17 protein-coding genes, 1 rRNA gene and 1 riboswitch are annotated in these 15,958 nt (G+C 40.4%); of the genes, 1 reads left to right on the forward strand and 17 read right to left on the reverse strand.

The window, feature by feature from the left end:
* The first annotated feature begins 74 nt into the window (after positions 1 to 74).
* Positions 75 to 536: a hypothetical protein gene (locus tag ACFVT8_RS21180; RefSeq protein ID WP_387085076.1), complete on the forward strand. Its 462-nt coding sequence runs from the start codon at positions 75 to 77 to the stop codon at positions 534 to 536.
* Between the two features lie 78 nt (positions 537 to 614).
* Here the strand turns inward: ACFVT8_RS21180 and ACFVT8_RS21185 are convergent, their stop codons facing one another.
* The 17 genes from ACFVT8_RS21185 to rrf form a co-directional block, all read right to left on the reverse strand.
* A complete protein-coding gene (locus ACFVT8_RS21185; RefSeq protein WP_387085074.1) occupies positions 615 to 800 on the reverse strand; it encodes a hypothetical protein in 186 nt (61 codons plus the stop codon).
* 263 nt (positions 801 to 1,063) lie between these two features.
* Positions 1,064 to 2,320: a phosphoribosylamine--glycine ligase gene (gene purD, locus ACFVT8_RS21190; protein WP_387085072.1), complete on the reverse strand. Its 1,257-nt coding sequence runs from the start codon at positions 2,318 to 2,320 to the stop codon at positions 1,064 to 1,066.
* 72 nt (positions 2,321 to 2,392) lie between these two features.
* Positions 2,393 to 3,919: a bifunctional phosphoribosylaminoimidazolecarboxamide formyltransferase/IMP cyclohydrolase gene (gene purH, locus ACFVT8_RS21195; protein WP_387085070.1), complete on the reverse strand. Its 1,527-nt coding sequence runs from the start codon at positions 3,917 to 3,919 to the stop codon at positions 2,393 to 2,395.
* A gap of 110 nt (positions 3,920 to 4,029) precedes the next feature.
* Positions 4,030 to 4,599, reverse strand: a complete 570-nt coding sequence (gene purN / locus ACFVT8_RS21200; protein WP_387085068.1) for a phosphoribosylglycinamide formyltransferase — start codon at positions 4,597 to 4,599, stop codon at positions 4,030 to 4,032.
* Positions 4,599 to 5,654 carry a phosphoribosylformylglycinamidine cyclo-ligase gene (purM, locus tag ACFVT8_RS21205; RefSeq protein ID WP_387085066.1) on the reverse strand — a complete coding sequence of 352 codons (1,056 nt, stop codon included), beginning with the start codon at positions 5,652 to 5,654 and terminating at the stop codon, positions 4,599 to 4,601. The genes purN and purM overlap by 1 nt, the downstream gene beginning before the upstream one ends.
* A gap of 86 nt (positions 5,655 to 5,740) precedes the next feature.
* Positions 5,741 to 7,165, reverse strand: coding sequence for an amidophosphoribosyltransferase (gene purF, locus ACFVT8_RS21210; protein ID WP_387085064.1), 1,425 nt, complete (start codon positions 7,163 to 7,165; stop codon positions 5,741 to 5,743).
* Entirely contained in the window at positions 7,141 to 9,375 is a 2,235-nt protein-coding gene (gene purL / locus ACFVT8_RS21215; RefSeq protein WP_387085062.1) for a phosphoribosylformylglycinamidine synthase subunit PurL, read from the reverse strand. The genes purF and purL overlap by 25 nt, the downstream gene beginning before the upstream one ends.
* On the reverse strand, positions 9,362 to 10,045 hold the full coding sequence (purQ, locus tag ACFVT8_RS21220; RefSeq protein ID WP_049668773.1) for a phosphoribosylformylglycinamidine synthase subunit PurQ: 684 nt from the start codon (positions 10,043 to 10,045) through the stop codon (positions 9,362 to 9,364). The genes purL and purQ overlap by 14 nt, the downstream gene beginning before the upstream one ends.
* A gap of 2 nt (positions 10,046 to 10,047) precedes the next feature.
* On the reverse strand, positions 10,048 to 10,296 hold the full coding sequence (gene purS / locus ACFVT8_RS21225; RefSeq protein ID WP_053482994.1) for a phosphoribosylformylglycinamidine synthase subunit PurS: 249 nt from the start codon (positions 10,294 to 10,296) through the stop codon (positions 10,048 to 10,050).
* 2 nt (positions 10,297 to 10,298) lie between these two features.
* Complete coding sequence (purC, locus tag ACFVT8_RS21230; RefSeq protein WP_387085059.1) at positions 10,299 to 11,009, reverse strand: phosphoribosylaminoimidazolesuccinocarboxamide synthase; 711 nt, start codon at positions 11,007 to 11,009, stop codon at positions 10,299 to 10,301.
* 97 nt (positions 11,010 to 11,106) lie between these two features.
* A complete protein-coding gene (purB, locus tag ACFVT8_RS21235) occupies positions 11,107 to 12,402 on the reverse strand; it encodes an adenylosuccinate lyase (protein WP_387085057.1) in 1,296 nt (431 codons plus the stop codon).
* 13 nt (positions 12,403 to 12,415) lie between these two features.
* Complete coding sequence (gene purK, locus ACFVT8_RS21240) at positions 12,416 to 13,540, reverse strand: 5-(carboxyamino)imidazole ribonucleotide synthase (RefSeq protein WP_387085055.1); 1,125 nt, start codon at positions 13,538 to 13,540, stop codon at positions 12,416 to 12,418.
* Complete coding sequence (gene purE / locus ACFVT8_RS21245) at positions 13,537 to 14,025, reverse strand: 5-(carboxyamino)imidazole ribonucleotide mutase (protein ID WP_387085053.1); 489 nt, start codon at positions 14,023 to 14,025, stop codon at positions 13,537 to 13,539. Before purE ends, purK begins: the two co-directional genes overlap by 4 nt.
* A 209-nt stretch (positions 14,026 to 14,234) precedes the next feature.
* Positions 14,235 to 14,333, reverse strand: a riboswitch (purine riboswitch).
* Between the two features lie 93 nt (positions 14,334 to 14,426).
* A complete protein-coding gene (locus tag ACFVT8_RS21250; protein WP_387085051.1) occupies positions 14,427 to 14,621 on the reverse strand; it encodes an NETI motif-containing protein in 195 nt (64 codons plus the stop codon).
* A gap of 498 nt (positions 14,622 to 15,119) precedes the next feature.
* Positions 15,120 to 15,350: a hypothetical protein gene (locus ACFVT8_RS21255; protein WP_387085049.1), complete on the reverse strand. Its 231-nt coding sequence runs from the start codon at positions 15,348 to 15,350 to the stop codon at positions 15,120 to 15,122.
* 95 nt (positions 15,351 to 15,445) lie between these two features.
* Positions 15,446 to 15,586, reverse strand: a complete 141-nt coding sequence (locus tag ACFVT8_RS21260; RefSeq protein ID WP_387085048.1) for a hypothetical protein — start codon at positions 15,584 to 15,586, stop codon at positions 15,446 to 15,448.
* Positions 15,587 to 15,863: 277 nt separating this feature from the next.
* Positions 15,864 to 15,958, reverse strand: a 5S ribosomal RNA gene (rrf, locus tag ACFVT8_RS21265); the annotation flags it as partial.

A 15,958-nucleotide genomic window follows, 5' to 3' on the forward strand; every position in this document is an offset into this window, starting at 1 on the left:
CGTAACACAGCACTTTCATAAAACAAAGTGCACCCCGCTTTATTTTTTCCACAATGACTAAAGGAGGAAATATTATGATGCAAGAATCGAATTTAAGCGAAAAAAATGCCTTTTGTCGCTTTGCCATGGGGGCAAGTTTAACGGCATTTGGTATCGCTAAAGTCTCAAGAAATCCTGAATGTACGAAAGGTCGATTGATGATTGCATTTGGTGCCTTGAAAATGGCTGAGGGTATCTTTAAGTATTGCCCAACGAAAGCTTTACTGGGCTCTAGTCTTGAGAGTGCTATGAGCAACAGCAACAGCAACAGCAACAACAATAGCACCGGCAACTCTTCTATGCAAAGTATGTTCAGCGGCCAAAATTCTATGTCGTCTGAACAAATCGATAAACTCATGAAGGATTTCTCCTCTGCTATATCTGGAAATATGTCAGGATCAAATGCGACTGCATCAAAGCAATCTGACTCCAGCACTTCAAATCAAAATTCCTCAGAAAGTAAAAATTCTACAACTAAAGCACAAAATCCTTCTTAGTCAAAGGAGCCGTCTCAACTGTATTGTTGAGACGGCTTTCACCCTTGTAAATCATACGTTTCAAAACAATAAGAAGTTTCACTGCATGATAAAATATTTAATTTCAAGTGTGTTGTTTAACCATTCTTTATCCGTCCTACTCTGATTTCCGCTACGGGCTACTCGCTTTCCTGCGGGCGAGCAGGCAGAGGAACGAAGGCTAAAAACATCACATCCTGTGATAACGCCTTCTTGACCAACATCATGTTGGCCCAAGCGGCTCATCGGACGCCCCCAGGAAGCTCTGCTCTGCGCGAAAGCGAAGCGTCAGCGGCAAATGTTTTCTGTAGCAAAAGCAAAGCGTCAGCTACAAATGTTTTCTGTAGCGAAAGCAAAGCGTCAGCTACAAATGTTTTCTGCGCGAAAGCGTAGCGTCAGCTACAAAGCGCCCAGTCGGAGCGGAAATCAACCCCACGCTATGGTGATAAACTTAAGTAAAATATAAACAAATTTTATCGGGCAATTATAACTCTATAGTTACACAACTACTATTTAAACGTACGCCAACCGATATCTTTGCGGAAGAAGAAATTGTCCCATCGTTCAGTTGCAATCCCTGCGTATACCTTTTCTTGTGCCTCTTTTAAAGTAGATGCCTTTGCTCCTACTAATAAAACTCGACCACTATTACCAACAAAGTTCTCATCTACAAGCTTTGTACCTGCATGGAATACCGCGTGTGAAGCTGATAAAGTCTCTAGGTTAGGTAATGTATTTCCTTTTTCAACGTCCCCAGGGTAACCTTCAGAGGCAATTACTACACCTAGCATTGCTTCTTCAGACCATTGCAAATCAAATGGCTTCTCATCCATCAATGCTGTCATAAATTCTCCAAAATCGGATGCCATACGTGGTAAAACTACTTGCGTTTCTGGATCTCCGAAGCGTGCATTAAACTCAATCACTTTCGGACCATTCTTCGTTAAAATCAATCCTACATATAATATCCCTGTAAACGATACTCCATCTGCCTCCATACCTTTCACAGTTGGTTCAACAATCGTCTTATAAGCAACATCTACTACTTCTTGAGAAATTTGAGGTACTGGGGAATAAGCTCCCATACCACCTGTGTTCGGTCCCTTATCGCCATCATAAGCACGTTTATGGTCTTGAGCAATGACCATTGGATAAATCTGACCTTTATGGACAAACGACATAAAGGAGAATTCCTCTCCATCCAGGAATTCTTCAATGACAACGCGAGAAGATGATTCACCAAAACGTTGGTTACCAATCATATCCTGTACAGCTTCAATTGCATCTTCTGCAGTCATTGCTACAACTACACCTTTACCAGCTGCTAAACCATCTGCCTTGATAACGATTGGAGCACCTTGTTCTTTAATATATGCAATAGCCTTATCTGCTTCAGTAAACGTTTCATGGGCTGCTGTTGGGATATGATATTTATTCATAATATCCTTAGCGTATGATTTACTACTTTCGATTTGCGCTGCTTCCTTTGTTGGACCAAATATTCGTAAGCCACGAGCCGTAAAGAAATCCACGATTCCTTCAGCAAGCAGTTGCTCAGGCCCAACAAAGGTTAAATCTACCGCATTTTCTTTAGCGAATTGTGCCAGTCCTGCAAAATCCATTGCATCAATCGCCACAACTTCTGCATCTCTTCGCATGCCATCATTTCCAGGTGCTACAAATACTTTATTGACTGATGGTGAAATGCTAAATTGTTTGGCGATAGCATGCTCACGACCGCCGCTTCCAATTACTAATACGTTCATTTTAGAGAATCCTCCTATTTGTAAGTAAGACCGAGATGAACCAACATCTCGGTCTAGTTTTTGGATATTTTTTTAGTGCTTGAAATGACGTACGCCAGTGAATACCATCGCAATGCCGTATTCATTAGCTTTATCGATTGAATCCTGATCTTTGATAGAGCCGCCTGGTTGAATAATTGCTGTAATACCTGCCGCTGCCGCTGCTTCTACAGTATCGCTCATTGGGAAGAATGCATCTGATGCTAGTGCTGCACCTTTTGCTTTTTCGCCTGCTTGCTCAAATGCGATTTTAGCTGCTCCGACACGGTTCATTTGACCAGCACCAACGCCAAGTGTCATTTGAGAATCTGTCACGACGATTGCATTAGATTTAACGTGCTTCACAACTGCCCAGCCAAGTTGTAATGCTTCCCATTCTTGTGCTGTCGGTTCACGGTCTGTGACAACTTTAATATCTGCATTAGAAAAGCCGTAGCGATCTGGTTCTTGTACAAGAAGTCCACCTTCAACCGATACAACATTGAATTTGTCTTGTTTTGCTTGTTCGAAAGGAATTGTTAATAAACGAATATTTTTCTTCTTCGTTAAAATATCAAGTGCTCCTTGGGAGAAAGCTGGTGCAATGATAATTTCTAAAAAGATATGGCTTAATTTTTCAGCAGTCGCTGCATCTACTTCCATATTTAAAGCGATAATACCGCCGAAAATAGACGTCGGATCCGCTTCATATGCTTTATCAAACGCTTCTTCTAATGTTGTGCCAGTTCCAACACCACAAGGATTCATGTGCTTTACAGCTACTGCTGCAGGCATTTCAAACTCTTTGACAATTTGCAATGCTGCATTCCCGTCTTGAATATTGTTGTATGATAATTCTTTACCGTGTAATTGCGTTGCATAAGCTAATGAAAAATCTGAGCCTAGACGTTTTTGATAGAACGCTGCTTTTTGATGAGGATTTTCACCATAGCGTAAGTTTTGTTTTAACTCATATGTCATTGTTAAGCTCTCTGGGAACTCTTCATCTGTTAAGTAGTTCGATATATAAGAATCATAAGCTGCTGTGTGACGGAAAACTTTTGCAGCTAACTTACGACGTGTTTCAATTGTCGTTGCACCACTTGCTTTAAGTTCTTCTAATACGTTCGCATAGTCATTGCTATCCACAATTACAGTTACATATTGATGGTTTTTTGCTGCAGAACGTAACATTGTTGGACCACCGATATCAATATTTTCGATAGCGTCATCCCATGTTACATTAGGCTTTGAAATTGTTTCAACGAACGGGTAAAGATTGACACAAACAATCTCAATTGGTTCAATTCCATGCTCATTCATTTGTGCTTGATGAGAAGCATCGTCAAACTTTCCTAATAGTCCACCGTGGATCATTGGATTTAATGTTTTTACACGACCATCTAAAATTTCAGGGAATTTAGTTACTTCATCTACTGCTGTTACGGCAACATTATTGTCTTGTAACATTTTTTTCGTACCACCAGTTGATAAAATTTCATAGCCTAATGCTACTAGTTCCTTTGCAAATTCTAAAATACCATCTTTATTGGAAACACTGATTAATGCGCGTTTTGTCACAACAATATCCTCCTAATTTTTATCGTGTTTGCCACGAATATGTCTTGCTATTATTGATAGAGTAGAGTTAGGCTGTATTGTTCCTGAAGACCTAACTCCTCACCACTGAATTACTTTAATAATTGCTGTAAAGCTTTTGTATATAGTCCATGCTCTTCCTTATGAATGGCCATTTCGGTTGCCTCACGATCACCTTCAACAACTCGAACTGCCGATTGAGCAATAATAGGCCCTGTGTCCATACCTTCATCTACAAAATGGACGGTTACACCTGTTATTTTGACTCCGTGTTCCATTGCCTGACCAATGGCATCCTTACCAGGGAAAGCCGGTAATAGTGAAGGGTGAATATTCACGATGCGCTGTGGGTATGCAGTTAGCAATACTTCACTAATTAAGCGCATATAACCTGCAAGCACAATCCATTCTACTTGATTTTCATGGAGAGCCTCGATAATAGCAGTCTCGTAATCTGCTTTTGAAGAAAACTCTTTCGGACTTAAAGCTAGCACTGGAATACTATAGTTTTCAGCACGTGTAACTACAAATGCGCTAGGCTTGTCTGTGACAACAAGTTCGATCTTTGCATGTAGTTCACCACGTTCAATGGCCTCTTGAATAGCTTGAAAGTTACTGCCGCTACCTGAAGCAAAAACGGCAATTTTAGTTGGTGCAGTCATTACACTAAACTCCCATCATGTGAGCCATTGAATACAACACCTTCGCCTTTCACTACGCGACCGATTTTGTATGCTTTTTCACCATTTGCCTCTACTGTAGCAAGTACTTTCTCTACTTCATCTGCAGGTACAGCTAACACGAAGCCAATGCCCATGTTAAAGACGTTATATAAATCCTTTTCCTCTAACTGGCCTTTTTCTTTTAAAAATTCAAAAATACGTAAGACCGGCCAAGAACCTAAGTCAATTTCAGTTGCTAAACCTTCTGGCATCATGCGTGGAAGGTTTTCATAAAAGCCACCGCCAGTTACATGCGCACAGCCATGAATGTCTGCTGCTTTTAAAGCTGCAAGCACAGGTTTTGCATATAATTTTGTTGGTACTAACAAGGCTTCCCCGATAGGACCAAGATCCTCGTAGCCTTCCACAATCGAATCAACCGCGTAATGATTATCTGCAAAGACAATTTTTCGCACTAATGAGTATCCGTTTGAATGCACCCCACTTGAAGCAATACCAACAAGCACGTCACCCTCTACGATGTTCTCGCCTGTTACGATGGCTGATTTTTCACAAGCTCCTACTGCAAAACCAGCTAAATCATACTCATCTTCTTCGTAAAGACCTGGCATCTCTGCAGTTTCTCCACCGATTAATGCCGCACCAGATTGCACACAACCATCTGCAACGCCCTTTACAATTTGCTCAATTTTCGCTGGTTCTGCCTTGCCAAGGGCTACATAATCTAAAAAGTACAATGGTTCAGCACCTTGCGCTACGATATCATTGACACACATCGCTACACAGTCCACGCCAATCGTGTCGTGCTTGTCTACCATAAACGCTAGCTTTAGTTTTGTCCCAACACCATCTGTACCTGAAATAAGAACAGGTTCCTTAAGATTTAGTTCTGACAAGTCAAACATACCACCAAAACCACCAAACGTGCCCATCACACCTAGACGGTTTGTTCGTTCAACGTGAGACTTCATTCGTTTTACGGCTTCGTAGCCTGCTTCAATATTTACACCTGCTTGTTCATATGCTTTTGACACGCAGAGTTCCTCCTTATCATCCAAATCGCCTTTGCACATCTGAATCTAGATTTGTCATCATCGCTAGACGTGTTTAGATGTTTTTCTTAACGTAATAGTTCTTTTTCATGCGGTAAGATTGTATCTGGGAAAATTTCTGTTGGATATTTACCTGTAAAGCATGCTAGGCATAATCCACGATTTTCATCTTCATATGGTCTTGCAATCGTCTCCACCATACCTTCAACTGAAAGGAATGTTAGTGAATCAGCTCCTATAGCATCACGTATTTCATCTACATTGTGGCTAGATGCAATCAATTCTTCATGTGTGGAAGTATCGATACCATAATAGCAAGGATCCGTCATCGGTGGCGAAGAAATCACAACATGTACTTCTGCTGCCCCTGCATCTTTTAACATTTTTACAATACGTCGTGAAGTTGTACCGCGAACGATTGAATCATCCACCATCACTACTCGTTTTCCTTTTACAACTTGAACAACTGGAGAAAGCTTCATTTTCACACCGCGTTCACGTAGCTCCTGTGTCGGTTGGATAAATGTACGACCTACATAACGATTTTTAATAAGTCCTAGCTCATACGGGATACCACTTTCCTCTGCAAAGCCAATTGCAGCTGAAATACTTGAATCAGGAACACCTGTTACAACATCAGCTTCAATATGGGCACATTCACGAGCAAGCTGTTTACCCATACGTTTACGCGCCATGTGGACGTTAATACCATCAATATCAGAATCAGGACGTGCTAAATAAACGTACTCCATCGCGCACATTGCACGTTTATCCATTTCTACAAAACGATCAGATTTTACTCCCTCATCGTTAATAATTAATAACTCACCAGGTTCAACAGATCGAACAAATTCTGCACCTATTAAATCAAATGCACAAGTTTCAGAGGCTACAACCCAGCCATCTCCTAGCTTCCCAAGAGATAATGGACGTAAACCATGTGGATCACGTGCAACAAGCATTTCATCTTTAGTCATAATTAAGAACGAATACGCACCCTTTAATAATGAAAGGGCATTTTTCACCTTCGCACGGAATGGTGAATGCGAGCTTTTCTTAATAAGATGCGCTAACACTTCAGTATCGGAGCTAGAATGGAAAATACTACCTTGACGCTCTAAGTACTGTTTTAAGTGTGTTGCATTGACTAAATTACCGTTATGAGCAATTGAAAGGCTACCAGTTGACGAGTGGAATAATAACGGCTGTACATTTTCAATACCGCCTCCTCCAGCAGTCGTATAACGGACATGGGCAATTGCTGCTTTTCCGTCCACTGCCTTTAATTTCTCTTCGTTGAAAACATCATTAACTAGTCCTTCGCCTTTCACCGCGCGAAGATGCTGACCGTCAGAAACGACGATTCCAGCGCCTTCTTGGCCACGGTGTTGAAGAGCATGAAGCCCGTAATAACTAAGGTGTGCTGGATTTGAGTTGCCCCAAATACCAAACACCCCACATTCTTCGTTTAAGCCTCTGAGTTCAGCAAGCATGGGATTGCTCCTTTCCAATTAGAACGGAATTCCTCCACTGTACCTTCTACAAGCACACCGTTATCACCGTCGATTTTAACAAGCGCATCGTTTGTTACGACACCGATTTTCATTGCGTCTTTTACAATTTCTACAAATGCAGCTGCATTTTCTTCTTTCACTGTTACGACAAAACGAGATTGTGTTTCACTGAATAAGGCTGTTGTAGCAGAGCCTGTTAATGTCACATCAAGACCTAAGCCATTTGCGCCAAATGTTGTTTCAGCAAGCGCTACGGCAAGCCCGCCCTCTGCTACATCATGTGCAGATTGTACGATTCCTGCTTTAATCGCTTTAAGCAATGCTTCTTGACGTGCAGCTTCAATCTGTAGGTCAATTGCTGGTGCTTTCCCTGAAATAACCCCATTATTTAATAATTTTTGAAGCTCCGAACCACCGAACTCAGTTTTTGTATCGCCGATTACAAATACTACGTCACCAGCAGCTTTTACTTCTTGAGTTGTCACATGAGCTAAATCTTCAATTAGTCCAACCATACCGATTGTTGGCGTTGGGTAAACCGCTTCACCAGAACGCTCGTTATAAAGAGACACGTTACCGCCGATTACTGGTGAATTCAATGCTGTACAAGCAGCTGAGATACCATCAGCTGATTTTTCAATTTGCCAGAAGATTTCTGGTTTCTCAGGATTACCGAAGTTTAAGCAGTCAGTAATCGCTAATGGCGTACCACCAGTCGCTACGATATTACGAGCAGCCTCTGCTACTGCAATGGCACCGCCAACCTCTGGATCTAGGAAAATATAACGAGAGTTACAGTCTGTAGTCATCGCTAATCCTTTGTTCGTACCGCGAACGCGGATTACGGCTGCATCAGAACCTGGTGCAACGACTGTTGATGTACGAACTTGATAATCATATTGATCGTAAACCCACTCTTTTGAAGCAACTGTTGGTGCTTTTAAAAGTGCATTTAATGTTTCTTTATATTCCGTTACTACTGGTTCTGTGTTTTCCATCGCTTGGAACTCAGCATAGTAAGCAGGCTCTGCAGAAGGTTTATGATAAACTGGTGCATCTTCTGCAAGTGCATCAGCAGGTACTTCAGCTACAACTTCGCCATTATGTAATAGGCGTAGCATTTTATCATCCGTCACGCGACCAATTGCCACAGCATCTAAATCATATTTATCGAAAATCGCTTTAATTTCATCTTCGCGACCTTTTTTCACAACTAGTAGCATACGCTCCTGAGATTCAGATAGCATCATTTCATATGCTGTCATGCCTGTCTCACGTTGAGGTACTAAGTCTAAGTTCATTTCTACACCAGAGCCAGCCTTAGAAGCCATTTCTGCTGATGAAGAAGTAAGACCAGCAGCACCCATATCTTGAATACCTACTAGCGCGTCAGATTTTACAACTTCTAAACATGCTTCAAGTAAAAGTTTCTCCATAAATGGATCTCCTACTTGTACTGCTGGACGTTGGTTCTCAGATTCTTCTGTTAACTCTTCAGATGCAAATGTTGCACCATGGATACCGTCACGACCTGTTTTAGCTCCAACATACATTACTGTATTCCCTACACCAGCTGCAATTCCACGTTGAATATCTTTGTGGTCAATTAAACCTACACACATTGCATTCACTAGTGGGTTGCCTTCGTAGCAAGGATCGAATTGAATCTCGCCACCTACTGTAGGAATCCCGATGCAGTTACCGTAACCTGCGATACCAGCAACTACTTCTTCAAATAAATATTTACCACGCGCTGATTTTAATTCACCAAAGCGTAGTGAGTTCAGCATCGCAATTGGACGTGCACCCATTGAGAAAACGTCACGGATAATACCACCAACTCCTGTAGCAGCACCTTGATAAGGCTCAATTGCTGATGGGTGGTTATGTGATTCCATTTTAAATACAACTGCTTGTTCGTCACCAATATCTACGATACCAGCACCTTCACCTGGACCTTGTAAAACTTGTGGACCCTTTGTAGGGAATTTCCGTAACACTGGTTTTGAATTTTTGTATGAGCAGTGCTCAGACCACATTACGGAGAAAAGACCTGTCTCTGTCCAGTTTGGTAGACGTCCTAAAATACCTTCTACCATTGCAAATTCTTCGTCTGACATCCCCATACCAGCGTATAATTTTTGATCTTTAATTTGCTGTGCTGTTGGCTCAAACTTAGTTGTTGACATGATTTTCCCTCCACTGCTTTACAATTGATTTAAATACTGCTAGACCATCTGCTCCGCCCACCAGTGCATCAACAGCTCGCTCTGGGTGAGGCATCATACCTAGTACATTGCCGCGCTCGTTTGTAATCCCTGCGATATCTTCTAAAGAACCGTTTGGATTTTCGCCTGAATATGTAAACACGATTTGATTGTTATCTTTTAATTGTTGTAAAGTTTCCTCGTCACAGTAGTAGTTACCTTCACCATGTGCGATTGGAATATTGATAATTTGACCTTGCTCATATTGGTTTGTGAATAATGTATTATTGTTTTCAACTTTAAGCTGGATTGTACGGCACATGAATTTCAAATTTTTGTTACGAAGTAATGCACCTGGTAATAAACCTGCTTCAGTTAAGATTTGGAAGCCATTGCATACTCCTAATACTGGCTTACCGGCATCTGCTGCCTTCTTGACCTCTGCCATAATATTAGATTGGTTGGCCATCGCACCACAGCGAAGATAATCCCCATATGAGAAGCCTCCTGGTACTAAAATGCCATCAAAGCCACTTAAATCTGTTGCTGTATGCCATACATATTCTACTTCTTCACCTAGCTCGTCTTTAATCGCATGATACATATCGATATCACAGTTTGACCCAGGGAAAACGAGTACTGCGAATTTCATGATTAGTTAGCCTCCTCGACTTCGTAACGGTAGTCTTCGATTACAACGTTAGTTAAAACTTTTTCACACATTTCTTTTACTAGAGTATCAATATCACGTTCTGTATCTTTAATTGTTAGTTCAAGATATTTACCGATACGTAAATCTTCTACTTCAGCGTAACCCATTTTCACTAAAGAACCTTGTACAGCTGAACCTTGTGGATCAAGAATGCTCTCACGTAATGTTACGTAAATTTTAACTTTTTTCATTGTTATTTGCCTCCGAGTCTAGAAAGTATAATAGTATAAACTTCAGTTAAATTACCAAGGTCTCTACGAAAGACATCTTTGTCTAACTTTTGCTTTGTAGTTGCATCCCAAAGTCTGCATGTATCTGGTGATATTTCATCTGCCAGCAGTACATTGCCATCATTGTCACGTCCGAACTCTAATTTAAAGTCAATTAGTGTAACGTTGACATCTGCAAATAGTGGCTGCAAAAATTTGTTCACTACAAGTGCACCATTATAAATGGCCGTCACTTCCTCAGGTGTTGCAAGATCAAGTACGTCGATATGCTCCGTTGTAATGAGCGGATCGCCTAACTCATCGTCTTTATAATAAAACTCAACGATTGGACGTTTTAATGGTGTACCCTCTTCAAGGCCAAGACGTTTCGCTAAACTACCTGCCGCTATATTACGAACTACGACCTCAATCGGAATAATATCTACCTTTTTTACAAGCTGCTGCGTATCAGATAATTGTTTTACGAAATGTGACGCAATTCCGTTTGCTTGTAATTTTTCGAAAATTAAAGAGGTAATGCGATTATTTAATACGCCTTTGCCTTCAATTTCTTCTTTTTTCTCACCATTAAACGCTGTTGCACTATCCTTGTATTCAACGAGTAACACATTTGGCTCCTCTGTTGTATACAATTTTTTTGCTTTACCTTCATACAAAAGTTGACCTTTAGTCATTTCGTTACTCCCCCTGATATTATGAAATACACGCGTATTGTTCAGAATTGAATCGTACGGAACGATTCAATTCTGTAACATCCGCTAGTGACTCTACTTAGTTAAGTCCAAGACGCTCAAAAATCATATCTACATGCTGTAAATGGTAGTTGTAGTCAAAGCAATCATCTAACTCTTCCTTCGTTAAATACGATGTAATTTTTTCACTTGCATCGACTAACGTACGGAACTGAACTTGCTCATCCCACGCCTGCATCGCTAAAGGTTGTACTGTATCATACGCTTCCTCACGCACTAACCCTTTATCGATAAGTGCTAATAAGATGCGTTGAGAGTAAATTAGACCAAAAGTGCGACCCATATTACGTTTCATGTTTTCAGGGAATACTGTTAAATTTTTCACAATGTTACCGAAGCGATTTAACATATAGTTAAGTGTAATTGTTGCATCTGGTAAAATAACACGCTCTGCAGATGAATGTGAAATATCACGCTCATGCCATAATGCTACGTTTTCATAAGCCGTTAGCATATAGCCACGCATTAAACGTGACATACCAACCATGTTTTCAGACCCGATTGGATTTCGTTTATGAGGCATCGCTGAAGAGCCTTTTTGTCCTTTTGCAAATCCTTCCTCAACTTCACGTGTTTCAGATTTTTGCAAGCCGCGAATCTCTGTTGCAAATTTCTCTATTGATGTTGCGATTAATGCCAATGCCCCAAAATACTGTGCATGGCGATCACGTTGTAATGTTTGTGTTGAAATAGGTGATGCTGTAAGTCCTAATTTATCGCATACATATTGCTCAACTCGAGGATCGATATTGGCATATGTTCCAACTGCACCAGACATTTTTCCTGTTTCAATTACTTTTGCTGCTGCTTCAAAGCGTTCTAAGTTACGCTTCATTTCTTCATACCATAAAGCTAATTTTAAACCGAAAGTTGTTGGCTCAGCATGAACACCGTGTGTACGTCCCATCATGACCGTATGCTTATACTCTTTCGCTTTCGCTGCGATAATATCAATGAAATTCATGATGTCTTTACGTAAAATATCATTCGCTTGTTTAATTAAAAATGAAAGGGCTGTATCAACTACGTCCGTTGAAGTTAAACCATAGTGCACCCATTTTCGCTCTTCACCGAGTGTTTCAGATACTGCACGAGTGAATGCTACAACATCATGACGTGTTTCTTTTTCAATCTCTAAAATACGATCCACATCGAATGAAGCATTTTCACGGATTTTAGCTACATCTTCTTTTGGAATGTCGCCTAATTCTGCCCAAGCCTCACATGCTAAAATTTCAACCTCAAGCCAAGCTTGATATTTATTTTGTTCTGTCCAAATTGCGCCCATTTCGGGTCTTGTGTAACGTTCGATCATTGCGTTTCTCCTTCTATTCTGACCAAATGCCAGAACTCTCGATTTGTTGTATTGTTTCTTCTAAGTTTTTTGTCATAATCGTTACGTGGCCCATCTTACGGTTCACCTTAGCTTCAGCTTTCCCATAAAGATGTATAGACCATTCAGGATATTTAGCAATTGAGTTACTAAGTGGCATGACATGCTGCCCTAAAACATTTACCATAATAGACGGTGCCCAAAGTTGTGGTTTACGTAATGGCCAACCACAAACAGCACGGATATGCTGATGAAACTGTGAAACATTACATGCTTCTATTGAATAGTGACCTGAATTATGAGGTCTTGGTGCTAATTCATTAATAACAATCCCACCATCTTCTAATACAAACATTTCTACAGCTAATGTCCCTACTAAATTTAAGTAATCAGCAATTTTCAAGGCTTCTCGCTCTGCAGCCTGTGCTGTTTCTTCTTTTATACGAGCTGGCACAATCGTTTCATGTAAAATATGATGAACATGAATATTTTCTCCAACTGGCTGACAATATGATTCACCATTACCGTTTCTTTGTACAATGACAGACACCTCTTTAACGAAAGGTACAAAGCCCTCAACTATACATTGAGAATGAGAGAAAAGCTCCTTTGCTAACGGTAGGTCTTCGGCAGATTTTAAAAGTTGCTGCCCCTTGCCATCGTAACCACCTCTTGCTGTTTTGACTATACAAGGATAACCAATCCTAGCGATATTGGCTAGTAATTCTTCATATGTATTTACAACCAAATAAGGGGCTACCGGACAACCTGCGTTCACAATCGCTTCTTTCTCAGTCACACGGTTTTGTGTGATGCGTACTAGCTCTGCTCCTTGTGGGACATAAGCCATTTGTGTTAAACGCTTTAAGCCTTCATAATCGATATTTTCAAATTCATACGTTATAACGTCACTTACCTCGGCAAGTTCTTCTAAAGCTGCCTCATCATCATATGGGGCTACAATACGTACATCCGCAACCTGTCCACCTGGTGAATCCATTGATGGTTCAAGAACGGCGATTTTAAAGCCTGCTTCTTTAGCAGCAAGTGCCATCATACGGCCAAGCTGCCCTCCTCCGATAATGCCTATCGTCTGCCCTGGATAAATGATCTTCGTCACACTAAGTCACCTGTGCTTTCCAGTACTTGTTGCTTCGTAGATTCACGTCTAGCATCTAGTTTATTAGCAAGCTCTGCATCTGTTGTCGATAAAATTTGCGCTGCTAGCAAGCCTGCATTCGTTGCTCCGGATTTACCAATCGCTACTGTTGCTACAGGTACACCACCAGGCATTTGAACGATTGATAATAGAGAATCAAGACCATTAAGAGCACGAGATTGTACAGGTACACCGATTACTGGTAACGTTGTTTTAGCTGCTACCATCCCAGGTAAATGCGCAGCTCCACCTGCACCAGCAATAATTACTTGAATACCTCGCTCACGTGCTGATTCTGCATACTCAAACATTAAATCAGGAGTCCGATGTGCAGACACAACCTTTTTTTCGTACGATACTTGTAATTCGTCTAAAATATCACATGCATGTTTCATTGTTTCCCAGTCACTTGAACTCCCCATAATGACACCGATTTTCGGATTCATGATTGTCGCTCCTTTTTAACGTTAGAAAAATGATCAAATATTGTGCAAGCCTCTATTTCTCATATAGCTACTGCAATCTTTACTTTTTATAACAAAAAATCCCCAAATAAACTACTCCCTACCATACACGTGAAAGCAGTTTACTTGAGGACTTATTATGAAAAGAATATGCAAATGTACATTTCTGTACACACACCTTCTCGTAACATGCCAAAAGTGCTTTCCCGCATAGTCCAGCATTTACGGTGCCGGGTAGAGACACTAGAGCCAATTCTCTAGCATATATGTGGGATTTATTTGTTTTTCCTTCTCATATTTTAACAAGCGATTCCACTGTCGTCAATGCAAAAATGCGAACATTTTATTTTAGTGTTTTAAAAACGTTCGTATTTCAGTCAAAACTACTCGGAATCTTGCCATAACATCGCTTTAAATTGTATTTTTTGACGTAAATACGTTGGTTCTCCATCGACTAAGTGAAAAATTGGTTCTTCTTTTCTTCCCACTGCCATATAACCATCTCGACGCATTCTTGCCAAACAATCTTCAATTGACTCATTTTCTTCTACTTCATACCAAATTTGTTTTTTTCCCAAATCTTTCTTCCTTTCAATCTTTGTTTCCAATTATTTTCCCTTGTATGCATTCCATTATACCTTTAGTTTGTTCCTTTAGTATGTATGATTCATTAATAAAATGATCTTCATCACAACGTAGGGTTGAATTCTGTTTCGACTGGGTGCTTTCCTGTGGGTGTCAGATATCTGCTCGGAGCAACAATTGGTTCTGTCTGTGCGAAAGCGTTGTGCTAACGTAGCGACAGCAACAATTGGTTCTGTCTGTGCGAAAGCGTTGTGCTAACGTAGCGACAGCAACAACTGGTTTTCTCTGTGCGAAAGCGTTGTGCTAATGTAGCGACAGCAACAACTGGTTTTCTCAGTGTGAAGGCGTAGTGTTAACGTAGCGACAGTCTCCTAGCTCTCTCTCCAATCAACTTTATATAATTGAGGACAAATTAAAAGAACTGCAGAAAAATAACGCTGCAGTTCTTTATTAAGGGTTTTGAAATCCGAAGATTCCCATTAAATATGCACCTAGGAAAAGGGACAACAAAAAAGCATTAGCACAATTAAAACCATACGGGTATCACCTTTAATGCCAAAAATTGCACTAATTATTCCAAGTCCTCCTAATATAAATGGCATACTTAGATTGTAAAGGAAATTAATAAAACTACCATTCCATTTTGATGGATTATAGCCAAACATAAAAAATGTAATCATTAAAGATAAGATAGATATAGCAGAAAAAATCTTACGCCTCATTTTTACTTCCTCCATTATTAAAGCACGATATGTGTCGAAGAGCTATTCAATCTTCAATTTGAAATTCGCTTATAAAGCTCATCCGACTTCATTCTTTAAGCAATAAGTGAAGGATATATAGCAAATGTTGAGGCAATACACTGTGAAGCTTCTGTCTGAAACATTCTGATGACTGCCTCTTTCTCTTCTTTTTTAGGCATTCCAGCAAGTTGTAAGAATATCTCTTGATGGCGCATTCTATCCACTTGTTCGTTGATGCTATCAGTCGATTTTGTTCTACAGGCACAAATGAGTTGCTTTCCCCAAAACAATCCATAGACAGTCTGCTATGCCAGTTTTTTCGGCAAAAGTGTCGGTCTATTCATATCCATTTTTAAATTGTTCGGTTACCTCAACGTATATTTTTAATTCTTTAATCTATTTTGTGAATTTTAACATTTAAATAACTATATCATTTTATTATTATTTTATAAAACAAAAAAGCCGAGGAATAAATCCTCGACTTCTCTAAGTGCCTAGCGACGTCCTACTCTCACAGGGGGAAGCCCCCAACTACCATCGGCGCTAAAGAGCTTAACTTCCGTGTTCGGTATGGGAACGGGTGTGAC

Source organism: Lysinibacillus sp. NPDC058147 (genome assembly GCF_042884205.1).
GTDB lineage: Bacteria > Bacillota > Bacilli > Bacillales_A > Planococcaceae > Lysinibacillus.